Annotated in this window: 17 protein-coding genes; 10 read left to right on the plus strand and 7 right to left on the minus strand. The window is 70.3% G+C overall.

The window, feature by feature from the left end:
• Positions 1 to 7: 7 nt before the first annotated feature.
• Positions 8 to 385, minus strand: a complete 378-nt coding sequence (locus MCHT01_RS04340; RefSeq protein ID WP_067062817.1) for a SirB2 family protein — start codon at positions 383 to 385, stop codon at positions 8 to 10.
• Positions 386 to 646: 261 nt separating this feature from the next.
• Positions 647 to 1,777: an AIR synthase-related protein gene (locus MCHT01_RS04345; protein ID WP_067062820.1), complete on the minus strand. Its 1,131-nt coding sequence runs from the start codon at positions 1,775 to 1,777 to the stop codon at positions 647 to 649.
• Positions 1,778 to 1,883: 106 nt separating this feature from the next.
• Between MCHT01_RS04345 and dnaX the strand changes: the two genes are divergently transcribed.
• The 4 genes from dnaX to MCHT01_RS04365 all read left to right on the plus strand — a co-directional run bounded on the left by dnaX (position 1,884) and on the right by MCHT01_RS04365 (position 5,710).
• On the plus strand, positions 1,884 to 4,133 hold the full coding sequence (dnaX, locus tag MCHT01_RS04350) for a DNA polymerase III subunit gamma/tau (RefSeq protein WP_067062823.1): 2,250 nt from the start codon (positions 1,884 to 1,886) through the stop codon (positions 4,131 to 4,133).
• A 132-nt stretch (positions 4,134 to 4,265) separates the two neighbouring features.
• A complete protein-coding gene (locus tag MCHT01_RS04355) occupies positions 4,266 to 4,592 on the plus strand; it encodes a YbaB/EbfC family nucleoid-associated protein (RefSeq protein WP_067062824.1) in 327 nt (108 codons plus the stop codon).
• A 10-nt stretch (positions 4,593 to 4,602) separates the two neighbouring features.
• The gene (gene recR / locus MCHT01_RS04360) at positions 4,603 to 5,190 is read left to right on the plus strand and encodes a recombination mediator RecR (RefSeq protein ID WP_067062827.1); all 588 of its coding nucleotides are present in this window, start codon (positions 4,603 to 4,605) and stop codon (positions 5,188 to 5,190) included.
• A gap of 118 nt (positions 5,191 to 5,308) precedes the next feature.
• On the plus strand, positions 5,309 to 5,710 hold the full coding sequence (locus MCHT01_RS04365; protein WP_245643151.1) for an MAPEG family protein: 402 nt from the start codon (positions 5,309 to 5,311) through the stop codon (positions 5,708 to 5,710).
• Positions 5,711 to 5,780: 70 nt separating this feature from the next.
• Here MCHT01_RS04365 and MCHT01_RS04370 read toward each other — a convergent pair whose 3' ends face one another.
• Both MCHT01_RS04370 and gloB read right to left on the minus strand, forming a co-directional pair.
• Positions 5,781 to 7,550 (minus strand): transglycosylase SLT domain-containing protein, encoded by a 1,770-nt coding sequence (locus tag MCHT01_RS04370; protein WP_084451825.1) that lies wholly within the window; start codon positions 7,548 to 7,550, stop codon positions 5,781 to 5,783.
• A 7-nt stretch (positions 7,551 to 7,557) separates the two neighbouring features.
• Positions 7,558 to 8,373, minus strand: a complete 816-nt coding sequence (gene gloB / locus MCHT01_RS04375) for a hydroxyacylglutathione hydrolase (RefSeq protein ID WP_067062829.1) — start codon at positions 8,371 to 8,373, stop codon at positions 7,558 to 7,560.
• Positions 8,374 to 8,400: 27 nt separating this feature from the next.
• On the opposite strand from gloB, the gene MCHT01_RS04380 reads away from it, so the two are divergent.
• Positions 8,401 to 9,342, plus strand: a complete 942-nt coding sequence (locus tag MCHT01_RS04380) for a class I SAM-dependent methyltransferase (RefSeq protein WP_084451827.1) — start codon at positions 8,401 to 8,403, stop codon at positions 9,340 to 9,342.
• A 68-nt stretch (positions 9,343 to 9,410) separates the two neighbouring features.
• Positions 9,411 to 9,896: a ribonuclease HI gene (gene rnhA, locus MCHT01_RS04385; RefSeq protein WP_067062832.1), complete on the plus strand. Its 486-nt coding sequence runs from the start codon at positions 9,411 to 9,413 to the stop codon at positions 9,894 to 9,896.
• A gap of 32 nt (positions 9,897 to 9,928) precedes the next feature.
• On the opposite strand, the gene MCHT01_RS04390 is transcribed toward rnhA, so the two are convergent.
• Both MCHT01_RS04390 and MCHT01_RS04395 read right to left on the minus strand, forming a co-directional pair.
• Entirely contained in the window at positions 9,929 to 10,771 is an 843-nt protein-coding gene (locus MCHT01_RS04390; RefSeq protein WP_067062835.1) for a nucleotidyl transferase AbiEii/AbiGii toxin family protein, read from the minus strand.
• Positions 10,768 to 11,349: a type IV toxin-antitoxin system AbiEi family antitoxin domain-containing protein gene (locus MCHT01_RS04395; protein ID WP_245643152.1), complete on the minus strand. Its 582-nt coding sequence runs from the start codon at positions 11,347 to 11,349 to the stop codon at positions 10,768 to 10,770. The genes MCHT01_RS04390 and MCHT01_RS04395 overlap by 4 nt, the downstream gene beginning before the upstream one ends.
• Positions 11,350 to 11,648: 299 nt before the next feature.
• Here MCHT01_RS04395 and MCHT01_RS04400 point away from each other — a divergent pair, with 299 nt between their 5' ends.
• The 4 genes from MCHT01_RS04400 (at position 11,649) to MCHT01_RS04415 (ending at position 14,591) form a co-directional block, all read left to right on the plus strand.
• Complete coding sequence (locus tag MCHT01_RS04400; protein WP_067062837.1) at positions 11,649 to 12,170, plus strand: deoxycytidylate deaminase; 522 nt, start codon at positions 11,649 to 11,651, stop codon at positions 12,168 to 12,170.
• 137 nt (positions 12,171 to 12,307) lie between these two features.
• Complete coding sequence (locus MCHT01_RS04405; RefSeq protein WP_067062840.1) at positions 12,308 to 12,610, plus strand: hypothetical protein; 303 nt, start codon at positions 12,308 to 12,310, stop codon at positions 12,608 to 12,610.
• A 210-nt stretch (positions 12,611 to 12,820) separates the two neighbouring features.
• Positions 12,821 to 13,711: an SDR family NAD(P)-dependent oxidoreductase gene (locus MCHT01_RS04410; protein WP_067062843.1), complete on the plus strand. Its 891-nt coding sequence runs from the start codon at positions 12,821 to 12,823 to the stop codon at positions 13,709 to 13,711.
• 136 nt (positions 13,712 to 13,847) lie between these two features.
• Positions 13,848 to 14,591, plus strand: coding sequence for a tetratricopeptide repeat protein (locus tag MCHT01_RS04415; RefSeq protein WP_067063104.1), 744 nt, complete (start codon positions 13,848 to 13,850; stop codon positions 14,589 to 14,591).
• 390 nt (positions 14,592 to 14,981) lie between these two features.
• Here the strand turns inward: MCHT01_RS04415 and mltB are convergent, their stop codons facing one another.
• A complete protein-coding gene (gene mltB / locus MCHT01_RS04425; RefSeq protein ID WP_148661372.1) occupies positions 14,982 to 16,181 on the minus strand; it encodes a lytic murein transglycosylase B in 1,200 nt (399 codons plus the stop codon).
• Positions 16,182 to 16,192: the final 11 nt, after the last annotated feature.

Raw genomic sequence — 16,192 nt, forward strand, 5'->3', positions numbered from 1 at the left:
GCAGGCGTCACAGACCGAGCAAGACCTGGCGCGTCACCGACACCGCCGCCACATAGCCCAGCGCGAGCAGCGCCAGCAGGTAGCCGATGACGCGGAACTCGCCGCGTCCCAGCGCCCAGTGGCCGACGGCGAAGTAGACGCCCAGCGCGATGAACTTGGCGGTCATCCAGGGCTCGTAGAGCGGATCGTGGTGCAACGCGCCCCACAGGGAGATGCCGGAGATGACGATCAGCAGATGGCTGCTGAAGACCAGCGTGCGCAGGCGCTCGTCCATGACCCAGGCCCCGCCGAACTGGTGCCCCAGTCCGCGGACCAGGAACAGTCCCACGCTGCACCACGCGAGCAGCGCATGCATCTGCACCATCGGGCCGTAGAACCAGTCCATGAAGGGCGAGCTTCGCCACCCCGGTGGGGGATGTCAATCAGGTGAACGCGGGGAAGGGCGGGATCGGCGGGGGGGCGATGGCGCTCCGTCCCGGTCAACCCCCTCCTTCAGGCGCCCCCGTCACATCCCCCGCCGCCCACAGTTTTGAGTCATGGCGCGACGCGCACGGATTTCGAGACGAGGCGGAAGCGCTTGATGTCGGCCCTCAGAAACACCGAAGGGCGCCTCGGCGCCCTTCCACTCGTTCAGACCTGACCCTGCTCAGCGCAGCTGCAGATCGTCATCCCCGAAGCGGATGTTGAGCGGCTCGATCAGCAGTTGCTTCTCGCCGTCCTCGACGCGGCCGGCATCCCAGGCCTCGATGCCGCAGGACTTGGCGATCTCCACCACCTTGGCCGCCTGGTCCGCCTTCACGAAGATCGCGAAGCCGGCGCCCATGTTCAGCGTGGAATAGGCCTCGCGGTCGTCCTGCTGGGCGTGTTCCTGCATGAACTTCAGCACCGGCGTGACCGGCGGCACCGTGTGGATGCGGTACGTGAATTTCCCGGGATGACGCAGCAGCTTGCGCCAGCCGTGGCCCGTGATGTTGGCGCAGTAGTGCGGGGTGATGCCCGCCTTGTAGATCGCCTCGGTCACCGGCGAGTACAGCGTCGTCGGCGCCAGCAGCGCGTCACCGTAGGTCAGGCCGGGCTGGACTTCCGTCAGGTAGCCCTGCGGCAGGCGCTCGGTCAGCTTGCGCGCCAGGCTCAGGCCGTTGGCGTGGATGCCCGACGAGGCCAGCAGCACGATCGCGTCGCCCGCGCCCAGCTTGTCGCCGACCGACAGGCGCTCCTTGGGATTTATCAGGCCGGTGCAGGACGCGGCCAGGTCGATGCGCCCACCCTCGACGATGCCGGCCAGCGCCGGGGTCTCACCGCCGCCCCAGGCGACCTGGCAGACATCGCAGGCCTTCTTCCAGCCCGCCACCAGCGACTGCGCGCGCTGCGCGTCGCCGAACCAGTCCGAACCGCCCGCGGCCCAGTAGGCCTGCACCACCAGGGGGGTCGCGCCCACGGTGATCAGGTCGTTCACCGCCATCGCGATCGTGTCCTGCGCGATGCCGTCGTAATAGCTCTTGCCCGTCAGCGTCGCCATCTCGTCCGCCACCAGGGTCTTCGTGCCCAGGCACTCGACGATCGACGCGATGTAGAAGAGCCCCACGTCCACGACATACGCCGACTCGCCGCGCGAGGCCTTCACCTCGGTGAAGCCATGGGCGCTCATGTGGACGGCCGTGGCGGCCGCCGCGCGCTGGGCGCTGATCTTCAGCGGATCGATCAGGTCGTAGTTGACGCCGGCCTGTTCGTAGCTCAGCGTGCCGGAGGAGGGATCGTGCGGGGCGTGGGTGCTCATGGGCGGCGATTATCCTTCAGGCCCGCGCGACCCTCCTGACAAACCCGGACGTCATCCCCCGTTCCCGCCCCGGAAGGGGAGGCCGCCCCCCGTAGAATCCGCCGCCATGAGTTACCAGGTCCTCGCACGCAAGTACCGCTCCCGCACGTTCGAGGAGCTGATGGGTCAGGAACACGTCGTGCAGGCCCTGGCCAACGCGCTGACGCAGCAGCGCCTGCACCACGCCTATCTGTTCACCGGCACCCGGGGGGTGGGCAAGACCTCCGTGTCCCGCATCCTGGCCAAGTCGCTGAACTGCATCGGCCCGGACGGCACCGGGGGCATCACCGCCCATCCTTGCGGCGTTTGCGACGCCTGCCGCGACATCGACGCCGGCCGCTTCGTCGACTACGTCGAGCTGGACGCCGCCTCCAACCGCGGCGTCGAGGAAATCTCCCAGCTGCTGGACCAGGCCGTCTACAAGCCGGTCGTCGGGCGCTTCAAGGTCTACATGATCGACGAAGTGCACATGCTCTCGAACACCGCCTTCAACGCGATGCTGAAGACGCTGGAGGAGCCGCCCGAGTACCTGAAGTTCGTCCTCGCCACCACCGATCCGCAGAAGGTCCCGGTGACCGTGCTGTCGCGCTGCCTGCAGTTCAACCTGCGGCCCATGGCGCCGCAGACGGTGCTGGAACACCTGACGCGCGTGCTCCAGAACGAGAACGTCCCCAACGAGCCCGGCGCGCTGCGCCTGCTGGCGCGCGCGGCGCGGGGCTCCATGCGCGACGCGCTGTCGCTGACCGACCAGGCGATCGCCTTCGGCTCGGGGCAGCTCCAGGAAGCCGGTGTGCGCCAGATGCTGGGCAGCGTGGATCGCGGCCATGTGCTGGGCATCCTGAACGCGCTGATCGCCGGTGACGGCGCGGCGCTGGTGGGTGCGTCCGATCGGCTGCGCGACATGGGCCTGTCCGCCGGCGGCACGTTGGAGGACCTCGCCGCCGCGCTGCAGCACCTGGCCATCGCCCAGGCGGCCCCCGGCGCCCTGGACGCGAACGATCCGGACCTCGCCGAGCTGCTTCCGCTGGCCCACCAGCTGCCGGCCGACGAGATCCAGCTGATGTACAGCATGGCGCTGCACGGCCGCCAGGAACTGCCGCTGGCGCCCGATGAATACGCCGGTCTGACCATGGTGCTGCTGCGCATGCTGGCCTTCCGGCCGGACGGGCAGGGCACCCGCCAGCCGGCGGCGCCGGACGGCGCGGCCCGATCCGCGCCGGTCGCGGCCCCCGCGGCGCCGATCGCGCGCCCGCAAGCCGCCCCGGTGCAGCAGGCGAGCGCCCCGGCGCCCGTCGCCGCCGCGCCCGCCGTGCCGCGCGTGGCCGAAGCGGCCCCGCCCGAACCTGAGCCCGAGCCTGCGCGGCCCTCCGCGCCCGCTGCCGAACCCGCGCCTGCGCCGGTCGTGACGGCGCCCGCTCCGACGCCGGTGGCATCGGCCGCGGTGAGCGCGCCGACCGTGCCCGTGGACCCGCCTGTCACGGCGCCGGTTGCGGCTCCTGTCGCCGCGCCCGTGCCGATCGCAGCGCCGGCGCCGATGGTTTCGGCTCGCCCGGAACCGGAACCCGCGCCGGAACCGCCCCGCGCCGCCGAGCCCGAACCGGCGCCCGCGCCCGCTCCGGCTCGCCCGGGCGCGCCTTCCGGGCCGCTGCGCGCGGCCCAGGCCGGTGCGCCCGCGACGCGCTTCAGCGAGCGCCTGCGCCCGCGTCAGGCGCCCGTCGCCGCGCCCGCCGAGGCCGAGGATCCGCCCGAGGACCTGTCGCCGCCGCATGACGACGACGGCCCGCCGCCCTGGCTGGACGTGCCACCACCGTCCGACGAGGAGGCCTCGATCGGCATGGGCCTGTCCGATGCCGACGATCCCGTGCCCGACACGGCCGCCGACGGCATCTATCTCTCGACCGCGGTCGACGAGGTCGCGCTGGTGCCGACGGCCCTGGGCGAGCGCTGGTACGCCGTCGTGCCGCAACTGGGCCTGACCGCGCTGACCCGCGAGCTGGCGATGCAGGCCGAATGCCTGGTCTTCGACGACCAGGCCGATCCCCCCTTCTGGCGCCTGCGCGTGGAGCGCGAATCGCTGCGCCAGTCCGGGTTGCAGGACAAGTTGCAGGCAGCGCTGTCGACCCTGGTCGGCAAGCCGGCGCGGCTGGAGATCGAGGCGGGACGGGCGAGCGACTCGCCGGCGCTGCGCGACACCACCGCCACGCGCGCCCGCCAGCGCCAGGCCGAGGCCATCATCCTCGAGGACCCGGAAGTCCAGCTGCTGCTGTCGCAATTCAAGACGGCGCGCATCCTGCCGGGATCGATCAAGCCGCTCTGACCCTCCCGACACCGCCGCCGCGCGGTGCCGATCGCGACTTGGGGCGACAATGCCGCCCATCGCATCGGCCCGACGGCCGGCAGTCCCATGGCCCGCGAGGGCCGGAAACACTCTGAACAAGGAATCGACATCATGATGAAGGGCCAACTCGCGGGTCTGATGAAGCAGGCTCAGGCGATGCAGGACAACCTGAAGAAGGCGCAGGACGAGCTGGGCAACATCGAGGTCGAGGGCCAGTCCGGCGCCGGCCTGGTGAAGGTCACGATGACCTGCAAGCATGACGTCAAGCGCGTGGCCATCGACCCCTCGCTGCTGGCCGATGACAAGGACATGCTGGAAGACCTGGTCGCCGCCGCGTTCAACGACGCCGTGCGCCGCGCCGAGGAAGTCAGCTCCGAGAAGATGGGCAAGCTGACCGCCGGCATGCCGCTGCCCCCGGGCATGAAGTTCCCGTTCTGATCGCCGTCCGGTGACCGCGCTCGACCAATTGATCGAGGCCCTGCGGCGCCTGCCGGGCGTGGGCCAGAAGTCGGCCCAGCGCATGGCCTACCACCTGCTGCAGCACGACCGCGCCGGCGCCGACGCGCTGGCCCGCGCGCTGCAGGAGGCGGCTCGCAACGTGGGCCACTGCGAGCGCTGCCACACCTTCAGCGAGACACCGCTGTGCCCGATCTGCCAGGACCGGCACCGCGATGCGCGGCTGCTGTGCGTGGTGGAGTCGCCGGCCGACCAGGCCGCGATGGAGCGCACCGCGTCCTACTTCGGCTACTACTTCGTCCTGCAAGGCCGCATCAGCCCGCTGGACGGCGTGTCCACGCGCGAGATCGGCGCGGCACAGCTGCTGGAGCGGGCCGCCGACGGGCAGGTGGAGGAGGTGATCCTCGCCACCAGCTTCACCGCCGAGGGCGAGGCGACGGCGCATGTGCTGGCCGAGGCGCTGCGCGCGCGCGGCCTGCGCAGCACGCGTCTGGCCCGCGGCGTGCCGGTGGGCAGCGAGCTGGAGTACGTCGACCTGGGCACCATCGCGCACGCGCTGGTGGACCGCCGCTCGACCTGATCGAACGGACGGTTCGAGCGGCCATCTCGAACGCCCTGATCGAACGCCCTGATCGGACCGATCGACCGGACCGCGACGACGGTCCGGCCTCATGCGTCCGGGACCGAGGAGACCTCCGATGAGCACGACGATGACCGTCGCCAACTACTGTCTGATCGCCGCCTGCCTGCTGCCCGTGGTGAGCGCCGCGATCGCCAAGTCACGCGGCTTCGGCAAGCGCCGTCGCGAAGGCGGGTTCGACAACCATGATCCGCGTGGCTGGCTGTCGCGCCAGAGCGGCTGGCAGGCGCGGGCGAACGCGGCGCAGGCCAACGGCTTCGAGGCGCTGCCGCTGTTCATCGCGGGGGTGCTGGCGGCACAGCAGATGCAGCACGACCAGTCGCGCATCGACCTCCTGGCGATGAGCTTCATCGCCGCGCGTGTCGTGTTCATCGTGCTGTACCTCGCCGATCAACCGAGCCTGCGCAGCCTTGCGTGGACCGCCGGGACGGCGATCTCGATCGCGCTGTTCTTCGTTTGATCGCTGACGACCCCCTCTCCCGCCGCGCGGGAGAGGGCAGGAGTGAGGGCCGTCGCAGGCCCGAGCGTGCCTAACGCAGCGCTGTCTTCGTCGCCACCGTGCGGCCGCTCGATTCGCCGCCGCTGCTCGCGACCTTGGCGGAGCGGGTCTTGCCCGAGGACTTGGTCGCCTTGTTCGTCGCGCTCGACGCCACGCGGGTCGTCTTCGCCGGCTTGGCATTGCGCGCCACCACCGCCTTGCCCTTGGCCGGCGCCGTCACCGGCTCCGCGGCCGCCAGCGTCTGGCCCTCGCGCACAAAGACCACGACCTGCTGGCCCGGCTTGAACGCGGCCTTGGTGCTGACCTTGTTCCACTGCGCCAGCTGCGTCGTGCCCAGGCGATAGCGGCGCGCCACGCTGGCCACCGTGTCGCCCTTGCCGGCCTTGAGCGTCACCCGCCGCATCGGCGGCACGTCCGGCGCGAAGGCGATGCTCGCGTGATCCGCCAGGTGTTCGGACACGTCCTGGTCGCGCCCGGCACTGCGCGGCACCAGCAGCGTGGAGCCCTTGGTGATCAGCATGCGGGCCGGGATGCGGTTGATCTCGCGGATGCCGGTCTCGCTCATGCCGACCTGCTTGGCCGCGTCGGCCGGTTTCATCGTCTTGGGCACCACCCAGGCCGTCCACGAGGCCAGCGGACCGCGGTACTGCTCCAGGTTCGCGACGAAGGTGCTGGCGTTGTCGTAGGGCAGCAGGATCTGGCCGCTGCTGGCCGCCAGGATCACCGGCTTGTTCATCGACGGGTTGAACTGGCGGAAGGTGTCCTCGTCCAGCTCGGCCAGCTGCGCGGCGCGGGCCACGTCGATGTCGCGGTCGATGTTCACCGACAGGAAGTACGGGTGGTTGGCCACCGGCGGCAGCTGCAGGCCGAAGGCCTCCGGCCGCATCACGATGTTCTTCACCGCCTGCAGCTTGGGCAGGTAGTAGCGGGTCTCGTCGGGGATGCGCAGGCTGTCGTAGTCGATGGGCAGGCCGGCCTTCTGGTTGCGCGCGACCGCCTTGCCGACGTTGCCCGGACCCCAGTTGTAGGCCGCCAGCGCCAGCTGCCAGTCGCCGTTGAACATCTTGCCCAGGCGCTGCAGGTAGTCCAGCGCGGCCTTGGTCGAGGCCAGCACGTCGCGACGGTCGTCGCGGAAGATGTTCTGCTTCAGATCGAAATCGCGGCCCGTGGCGGGCATGAACTGCCACATGCCCACGGCCTTGGCCGAGGACTGCGCGTCGTTGCGGAAGGCGCTCTCGACGAAGGGCAGCAGGGCCAGTTCCAAGGGCATGCCGCGCTTCTCGACCTCGTCGACCACGTGATAGAGGTACAGGCTGCCGCGGCCGGTCATGCGGGCGACGTAGTCCGGGCGGGTGCTGTACCAGTCCTCGGCCTTGCGGACCAGGTCGTTGTCCAGGTCGGGCATGGCCATGCCGGAGCGGATGCGGGCCCACAGGTCCACGTGCGCGCGGGGCGAGTCCAGGTCGATCTTCTCGCCCGGATTCATGGTGTCCTCGAGCAGCACGTCCAGCTTCTCGACCGGCATCGGCGCGGCGACCAGTGTCCTGGGCGTGGTGTTGGCCGGGGTCACGGCGGAGGCGCCGGCCTCGACGGCCTGCACCGACTGCTGGGCGGCGGCCTGCGCGTCGGCATTGCTGGCCAGCGGCGCGGTCTTGGTCGCGCAGGCGGCGAGCGCCAGCGGCAGCAGCGCCGCGAGCAGCGTCAACGCGGGACGTTTGGGGGAGGCGGTCGCGCGGACGTCGCGCGAAGGGGAGTCGGACGGATCGATCAAGGCGGGAACGGGGGTCGGGTGTCGGTGCATCGGACTCTCAGCGAAAGACGTTCTTCCATTGGCGCAGGCCGGCCAGGACCGAGACCGGCTCCGCGGTCACGCTCGGGTCGTGCCGCATGGCGGCGTCGCGCACGTCGGCGACGTCGCAGCGCAGGAAGGGGTTGATCTGGAGCTCCACGGCGAGGGTGGAGGGCAGGGTGGGCTGCTGCTCGTCGCGCCGGGCCAGACACCAGGCCTCGTGGCGCGCCGCCGCCTCGTTTCGGGGCTCGACTGTGCGAGCAAATCGCAGATTCGACAAGGTGTATTCATGCGCGCAGCACACCCGGGTATGCCCGGGGAGCGCCGCCAGCTTGCGCAGCGAATCCAGCATCTGCGCTGGCGTGCCCTCGAACAGGCGGCCGCAGCCCGCGGAGAACAGGGTGTCGCCGCAGAAGAGGATCGGGGCCGCGTCCGGCGCCGAAGCCGGGTCGCCGTGGGTCTCGCCCGCCGGTTGCATCAGGACGAAAGCGATGTGTCCGGCCGTGTGGCCCGGGACATCGATCACGTCGAAGACGCGGTCCATGAGGGTGAAGCGGTCCCCTTCGGCGAGCGGCTCGACCTCGATGGGCAGGGCCTCGCCGGCGGGGCCCCAGACGCGGGCGCCGTCGGCCAGCAGGGGCAGCAAATCACGCACGCCGCCGACGTGATCGGCGTGGTGGTGGGTCACTAGAATGCCTCGGAGCTCCAGGCCCAGCGCGTCCAGTGCGTCCCGCACCGGTGCCGCGTCGCCCGGATCGACGACGATCGCTCCCGTGCCGTCATGCAGCAGCCAGATGTAGTTGTCTGTGAAGGCGGGGAGGGCGACGAGGTTCATGCGTGCAAGGCGGATCAGGTCCCAGCGATGAAGACACCGGGCCAGGACGACGAATCGGCGCCGATTGTAGAGGCGTCATCCCGGCAGGGCGCTGCCGCGGCGCAGCTCGCCGACTGGTTGCGCACGCCCGCCGGCCGCTATCTGCTGGCCTGGGAGCAGCGCTTCATCGACGCCGCGGTGATCGACTGGTTCGGCTACCACGCGCTGCAGTTGGGCTGCCCTCAACTGCACGGCCTGCGGACCAACCGGATGTCCAACCGCTGGCTGGCGCTGAACCATCCGCCGGTGCCGGGTCCCGTGGTCGAGGGCCCGCCGATGCCGGGCCTGGGCGTACATCCGCTGGAGTACCAGCCCGAGCCGCAGGCCCTGCCGGCGGTGGGCCTGGACGGCGCGGGGCGGGTGTCCATCCTGTGCGAGTTCGACGCGCTTCCGTTTGAATCCAACAGCCTGGACCTGGTGCTGCTGCCGCACACGCTGGAGCAGGCGCGCGACCCGCACCGCTGCCTGCGCGAGGTGGAGCGCGTGCTGAGGCCCGAGGGTCGGGTCGTGATCCTGGGCCTGAACCCCGCCAGCCTGTGGGCGGTGAGGCAGAATCTGGCCCGCGTCAACGGGCGGATGCTGGGTCGTCCGCCGCGGCTGTACCTGCCCGAGGAGGGCGAGTACATCGGCTACTGGCGGCTGCGCGACTGGCTGCGGCTGCTGTCGTTCGACGTCGAGCGGGCGCAGTTCGGCTGCTATCGGCCACCGCTGCTGAGCGAGCCCTGGCTGTCGCGCTGGCAATGGATCGAGAAGCCGGGCGGCAAGTGGTGGACGGTGCTGGGTGCGCTGTACGGCGTGATCGCGATCAAGCGCGTGCATGGCATGCGGCTGGTCGGCCTGGCGCGCGGCAAGAAGCGCGTGGCCAAGACCGCGCCGGCGGTCGCCGCCGTGCACCATCGCCACCGCGGCCCGGGCGACCGGACCGATTGACCTTTCCGACCGGCCCGCGTTGTCGCGCACCGCCGCACCTTTCCTTGAATTCCTGATTGCTTCGCTTCATGACCGAGTCCACCGACCACGCTTCCGCCCCCGCCGCGCCCAAGATCGCCAAGCCCAGCGTGGTGATCTACACGGACGGCGCCTGCAAGGGCAACCCGGGCCCGGGGGGCTGGGGCGCGTGGCTGAGCAGCGGCGGCCATGAGAAGGAGCTCTTCGGCGGCGAGCGCAACACCACGAACAACCGCATGGAGCTGACGGCGGTGATCGAGGCGCTGACCTCGCTCAAGCGCAGCTGCAACATCGTCATCTACACGGACAGCGAGTACGTGCGCAAGGGCATGACCGAGTGGATCTCGGGCTGGCAGCGCCGGGGCTGGAAGACGGCGGACGGCAAGCCCGTGAAGAACGCCGAGCTGTGGCAGCGCCTGGACGCGCTGCGCAAGCTGCACACCGTCGACTGGCGCTGGGTCAAGGGCCACGCCGGCGACCCGGGCAACGAGCGCGCCGACGCGTTGGCGAACAAGGGCGTGACGGTCGCCAAGTGAGGGACGGCGGCTGACGCCGCCGCCCCTGATCCTCAAAGCAGGCTTCGCCTGCCCAGGGCTGCGACGATGCGCGCGATGACTTGGGCCAGGGGCATCTCTTGCATGCGGTTCTTTCTCTGTAAGGCGGTCCAGAGACGAACCTTCACCGGGTCGGTCGCGAACTCGAAAGTCAGGCCGACCGGCGGCAACGCGGGCCATGGCGTGCCTCGGTTTCGAAAGGTCGCGTCGATGGCCTCTCGCAACTGCTCGAAGTCGACATCCTCGTCATGCAGAAGAACGTCGAGGTCGAAGTAGTCCTTCATGCGCGTGTTCGTGAATCCATGCGAGCAGATCGCGTGCAGCTTCTCCGCGATGACCGTCGGCTTCGGGTAGGCCAGCAGGCGCGGCGACGGGAGGTCGTCGAGCAGCGTTGGAAACACGACGGACTGCGGCCCAGGTGATACCGGGTCGCCATGACCGATGTCGATCTGGATCGGAATGCGTGCGCGGGCGAGGTCGCCCACCAGCGTGATCCGCACGACGCCCGTCTTGGATGCGATGCTCAACTCCATTCCGCGGACCGATTCCGGATCGAAGACCACCCCGTCGTCCGCATCGATGCCGCAGACCTCGCGAAAGATCGCCACGAGGCGGGAAACGTCCGTGGGCGTCACGGCGAGGAAGTCGGCATCTCGTGTCGGCCGTTGGAGGTCCTGATACCAGAGCGTGAATAGCAGCGCTCCCTTCAAGAGGAACGCCTCGCCATGCGGTGAGATGGACAGGCGGTAGAGGAGACGCTCCAGCCCATAGCGGGTCGTGAGCAAGTTGAAGTCGGCGCGTGGACTGATCAGATTCTTGAGCCGCGCACGCACCGAGGCGGCGACATTGCGGCTCATCCGATCAGGCTCTCCATGTAGGGACGCATGACGTTGCGCACCCGATCAACGGTTGCGCAACGCCACAGGTCGTCGACCGTGAAGGCCTTCTGGAGCCAACCATCGCGAAGCGCTTCGACGCTCACGTCGATGCCGACCTTGTTGCGGTACTTGAAGCAGTCCGCCACGGTCTTTGCCACACTGAACACGGGGACGCGCACGCCATCGACCTCGTGGTGCTCGACGCCCTCGGCCAGGGCCTGGTCGGACATGCGAGTGACGCGAACCACGGGCAGGTCGAGACGCGGTACCGACGCGCTGGAGGGCAGCGCGATCCAGACCTCGAACGGTTGCTGGGAGCCGACTTCATGGAACCGCAGCGCGGAGACCAGGCACACCACCGCCCGTGGCGCCCGGAGACACACCTCCGCGAGCGACACGTGCTCCGAGACGTCCCGCTCTCGCGGAGCGTAGACCCCGTGACTGACCCGCTGGATCCGTCCGCTGCGCACCATGCGGCTCAGCACCATGGACGGGATGCCCGCGTCCGTCACGTCGCGCGCGCGCAGCAGCGAGCGCTGCTCGGCCAGGTCGAGCACGGCCTGTTCGTAGAACGACGGTGGAGGTGGCGGACGGCGAGGCATGCCGGTCGAGGTGTTGGAAAAGTGAGGCATAAGTCTACAAGTACATTGAAAATGCAACACGCCGGAAGAGCCGTCGCGGACCCCTCACCGTACGGGCGCTCCTGCCCGTCGACCATGACTCAAAGCGCGGTCCTTTCCTCCGGCCACCCAGCAGAAGCGGCCGGCTGCTGCCTGAAACAGCGCAGTGGCCCGCGCCCCGGAGCGCCTCCACTACACTCTTGCGCCTCCTCCGGCCTCCTTCTCCTGCGCACGCCATGAGCAACCAACCGCTGATCGACTGGCATTCGATGTTCATGGGCGTGGCCCTGCTGGCCAGCGCCCGGTCCAAGGACAGCCGCAAGCGCAACGGCGCCTGCATCGCCAGCGCGGACTTCAAGATCGTGGGCGTCGGCTACAACGGCCTGCCGCGCGGCTGCGACGATCACGATCCGGCCTACTGGTCCGATGACGACAGCGATCCGGCCAACTCGCGCCACAGCTACATCGTCCACGCCGAGGTCAACGCCATCCTCAACTGCGTCGTGCTGCCGCTCACCGGCAGCACCATCTACACGACGCAGTACCCGTGTCCGCGCTGCGTGCAGTCCATCATCCAGGTCGGCATCCAGCGCGTCGTCTATCTGGAGAAGAAGGACCACCATCACGGCCTGAACGCGGCCTCCGCCAAGATGCTCACCGACGCGCGCATCGACGTGCAGGCCCTCAACGAGCTCGACGTGCCCGCCTCGGCCTGGTGCCACGAGCTGTCCAGCTTCATCGTCACGCCGCGGACCTGAGGCGCCGATCAGGGGGATCCGCGGCGGTCGGGTGATCGCTCGAACTGGCCGGGAATCACGGTGCTTTTCCGGCTCAAGTTTCGGGCCGGGCGATTCATGATCCGTTCCACGCCGACCTGAACCCGCCCGAGGCCCCCATGCTGAACACGATCCCGCCGCACCTGATGCCCGAATCCGCCCAGGCTTCCTGGGGACTCGTGCCGGACCTCGGCCTGACCGTCGCCGGCACGGCCAGCATGGACGAGCTGTTCGTGCTGCAGGACCTGATGGCCGTGCATGGCCTGACCCTGCAACCCACCCGCATGCTCTACGACCGCCTCTACGCGCTGGAGCGCCTGTCGGCCGCCCATGCCCGCGGCGACGCGCGCCTGCAGGCCGTCGCGCAGGACCTGTTCGACGCCTATCAGCGTCGCGGCGAGTGGATCGGCCTGGTCCACTGAGCCCCTGGGTCACTTCCCCGCCCGGATCGGGCATCCGCTGAAGGCGCCGCGAGGCGCCTTCGTCGTTTCCGGGCCGCCGGTGGGCATTCCTCCTCGAGGTGGAGGACGCGCCTTCCCCCAAAGGGCGGATACCTGTCCCCTGAGTCGGCGTGGCGGGCCCGCGACCCCGGGCATAGCCTCGTGGCGTCAGCAACCCACGAGACGAACGACGTGCTGCAAATCATTTGGAAGGCGCTGAAGGTCCAGCGCAGGGTGGCGGTGGGACCGGTCGCGCTGAACTTCCAGTTCACGCGCGCCGCGCCGATCTCGCGCCTGCGGCGCCTGGGCCTCGGCCGCGCGTCGCGTCAGCATGGCCGGATCGAGGTCAGTCCGATGCCTGCGCGCGTCGACGCGGTGCCGGGCGAGCAGACCGCCTTGCTGTTCGGCGTGGGGCCGGGCCTGGGCGAGGCGCTCGTGGCACGCCTGCACGCCGAGGGCTTCCGGCTGGGCGTCGTCGCCCGCAATGGCGAACGGCTGCAGCATCTGCTCGACCGTCTGCCGGGCGGCGAGCGGCACCGCGCCTATGTCGGCGACGTCACGATGGAGTCTTCGGTCGACACCGTCTTCTCCGCCTGGGACGCGGACTTCGGCGCGGCGCCCACGCTCGTGGTCTACGCGCTGCAAAGCTTCTGTCCCGGCACCATCGCCGACATCGAGGTCCCGGCCTTCGAGCTGGGCTTGCGGCACAACTGCTTCGGCGCCTTCCTGGTGGCGCGGCGCGCCTGCCGCGCGATGGGCGCGGCCGGCCGTGGCACGCTGCTGCTGGTGGGGTCGACCTCGTCCCTCATCGGTCGCGAGGCCCATCTGAACCTGGTGGCCGGCAAGTTCGGCCAGCGCGGCATGGCGCAGGTGCTGGCGCGGGAGATGTGGCCGCAAGGCGTGCACGTCGCCCACGTGATGATCGATGCCGACATCGACGAGGGCCGCGGCGAGACGCATCCCCAGTCCGCTCCCGCCGACATCGCCGAGACCCTGCTGTTCCTGCACCGCCAGCCGCGCACCGCCTGGACCAGCGAGCTGGATCTGCGTCCCTGGAACGAGCGCTTCTGGCAGCACTGCTGAGCGCACGGCTCGCCGATCCGACGAACCGGATCGCGACACGCCGTCACCATCGGGCGGTTGAGTTTTCAAGGTGGGCAGGCAGAATCCGCGCTCGCCGAAAAGCAATCAAATCAATCGATCGCGGGAGGGAATGGCGATGCCGTTCGTCGGATTGGGACTGCACGTCCTGTTGGCGCTGTTCTGCGCCGTTCACGTGGTGCGCCACGGGCAGCAGCTGTACTGGCTGATCATCTTGTTCTCGTTCCCGCTGCTGGGCAGCGTGGTCTACCTGTTCATGTTCGTGCTGCCGCATTCGCGCATCGAGCGTGGCGCCGCGCGCGCGGTGCGCGCCGCCGGCCGGGCGATGGACCCGGGCCGCGAGCTGCGCGAGGCACGCGCCGCCTTCGAGGACACGCCGACCGCGCAGAACCAGATGCGCCTGGCCGCCGCCCTGCTCGACATGGGCGACGCCGCCCAGGCCGCCGAGCAGTACCAGGCCTGCCTGCGCGGCCCGTTCGCGAAGGACCTGGAGATCCGCCTGAGCGCCGCGCGCGCCTTCCTGGAGAGCGGGCAGGCGGCGCAGGCGCTCGGTCACCTGGCCTCGATCCGCGAGGAGAAACGCGACTTCCGCGCCGAGACGGTCGCGCTGCTGACGGCGCGGTCGCTGGCGGCGATGGACCGGGAGGTCGAGGCGCGCGCCGAGTTCGAGGCGGCCTCCGAGCGCTTCGGCAGCGTCGAGGCCTGGGCCGAGTACGCGATCTGGGCGCTGGGCCGCGGCGACGCCGCCACCGCGCAGCCGCTGCTGGCCCGGATCGACAAGCTCAGCGCCAAGTGGAATCCCTTGACCAGGCAGCTCAACGAGCCGGTGATGCGCCGGCTGCGCGTCGCGCGCAAGGGCTGAGCCGACGTCAGGGCCGGGCGACGGACGGTGCATCGCCCGCGAGCGTCGATGGCTAAGATCGACCGGGTGGGCGCCACGATCGGCGTCTCACGTCAAGGAGGCTTGCATCATGGCTTCAGGCGCTTCCCGCTTCCCGCCCGGCCTGCAGGGCGGACTCGAACATGACGACGAGGACCATCGCCTCGGCGAGACCGGTCAGAAGGGACCGGAGGGCGACAACGACGTGGATCGCTCGCATCGCGAGCAGGGCGGCCGACCAGACCGCCCGCGGCAGGACCGCGATCCCCCGCGGACGCCGCGGCGCTGACCACCCGCGGGCGCGCGCCGGAGACGGACCGCCGGTCGGCCGGCCGCTCCGTCGACGAGGCGCGACCGGCGCCGTGAGGCCGCTCAGTTGCCGCTGGCCGGGCCGGAGGCGGGCGAGGGGCTCCTCGCCCCGGTCGCCTTGCGCCAGCTGGCCAGCGTGTTGGCGAACTCGATGACGGCCATCGCGTAGTAGCTGCTCTGGTTGTAGCGGGTCACCGTGTAGAAGTTCTGCGTGCCCGCCACGTAGACCGGCGCCGCGCCGCCCATCTGCAGCTCGATCAGCGCCAGCGGCCCGTTGTGGGCGCGGCCCTGCGGGGACAGCTGCGCCCCCACCGACTCGAACTGCTTGGCGTCCAGCTGCGGCAGCACGTCGCTGATCAGCAGCTGCGCGCGCGCCGCGGTGTCGTTGGGCACCTGCACTTCGTAATGCGTCGGCATGCCGGGTTGCCAGCCGTGCTCGCGCAGGAAGTGCGCCACCGAGCCGATCGCGTCGACCGGGCTGTTGATCAGGTCGATGTGGCCGTCGCCGTCGAAGTCCACCGCGAAGCGGCGCCAGCTGCCGGGCATGAACTGACCCCAGCCCATGGCGCCCGCGTACGAGCCCTTCATCGCCAGCGGATCCAGGCCGTTCTCGCGCGCGAGGATCAGGAACTGGCGCAGCTCCTCGCGGAAGAAAGGGCTGCGATCGCGCGCGCCGGGCGGGAGCGGGGACGGGTAGTCGAAGGTCAGCGTGGCCAGCGCGTCCAGCACGCGGAAGCCGCCCATGATGCGGCCGTAGAAGGTCTCCACGCCGATGATGGACGCGATCATCTCGGCCGGCACGCCATAGGTGGCCTCGGCGCGGGCGAGCGCGGCCTCGTGCTCGGCCCAGAAGGCCAGGCCGGCCTGCAGCCGCTGGGGCTCGACGAAGCGCAGGCGGTAGGCGCCCCAGTCCTTGGCCTGTCCCGGCGGGCCGGGCAGGATCAGCCGCTGCACCGTCGGTTGCGGGCGCGCCAGCGCCAGCACCGCGCGCAGCTCCTCGCGACCGTAGCCCAGCGCCTGGGCCTCCGCGTCGGCGAAGGCCATCACGTCGGCGCGATCGCCGTAGGCGGGCAGCGCTGCGGGCTTGGCCGGCTTGGCCTTGGCCTTCGTCCTGGCCGCGGGCCTGGCGTGGGGCTTGGTGGCGGTCTTGGTCTCCGGCTGCGCCAGCGCCGGGGCGGCCAGTAGCGGCGAGATCGCGAGCGGCACGCTCAGCAGCGATTGCAGGAGGAGGCGGCGGGGGAGGGGACGGCCAGGGACGGTCATGCGGTGGTCGG

It is taken from the genome of Mitsuaria chitosanitabida ATCC BAA-476 = NBRC 102408 (assembly GCF_001598255.1).
Taxonomy (GTDB): Bacteria; Pseudomonadota; Gammaproteobacteria; order Burkholderiales; family Burkholderiaceae_C; genus Roseateles; species Roseateles chitosanitabidus.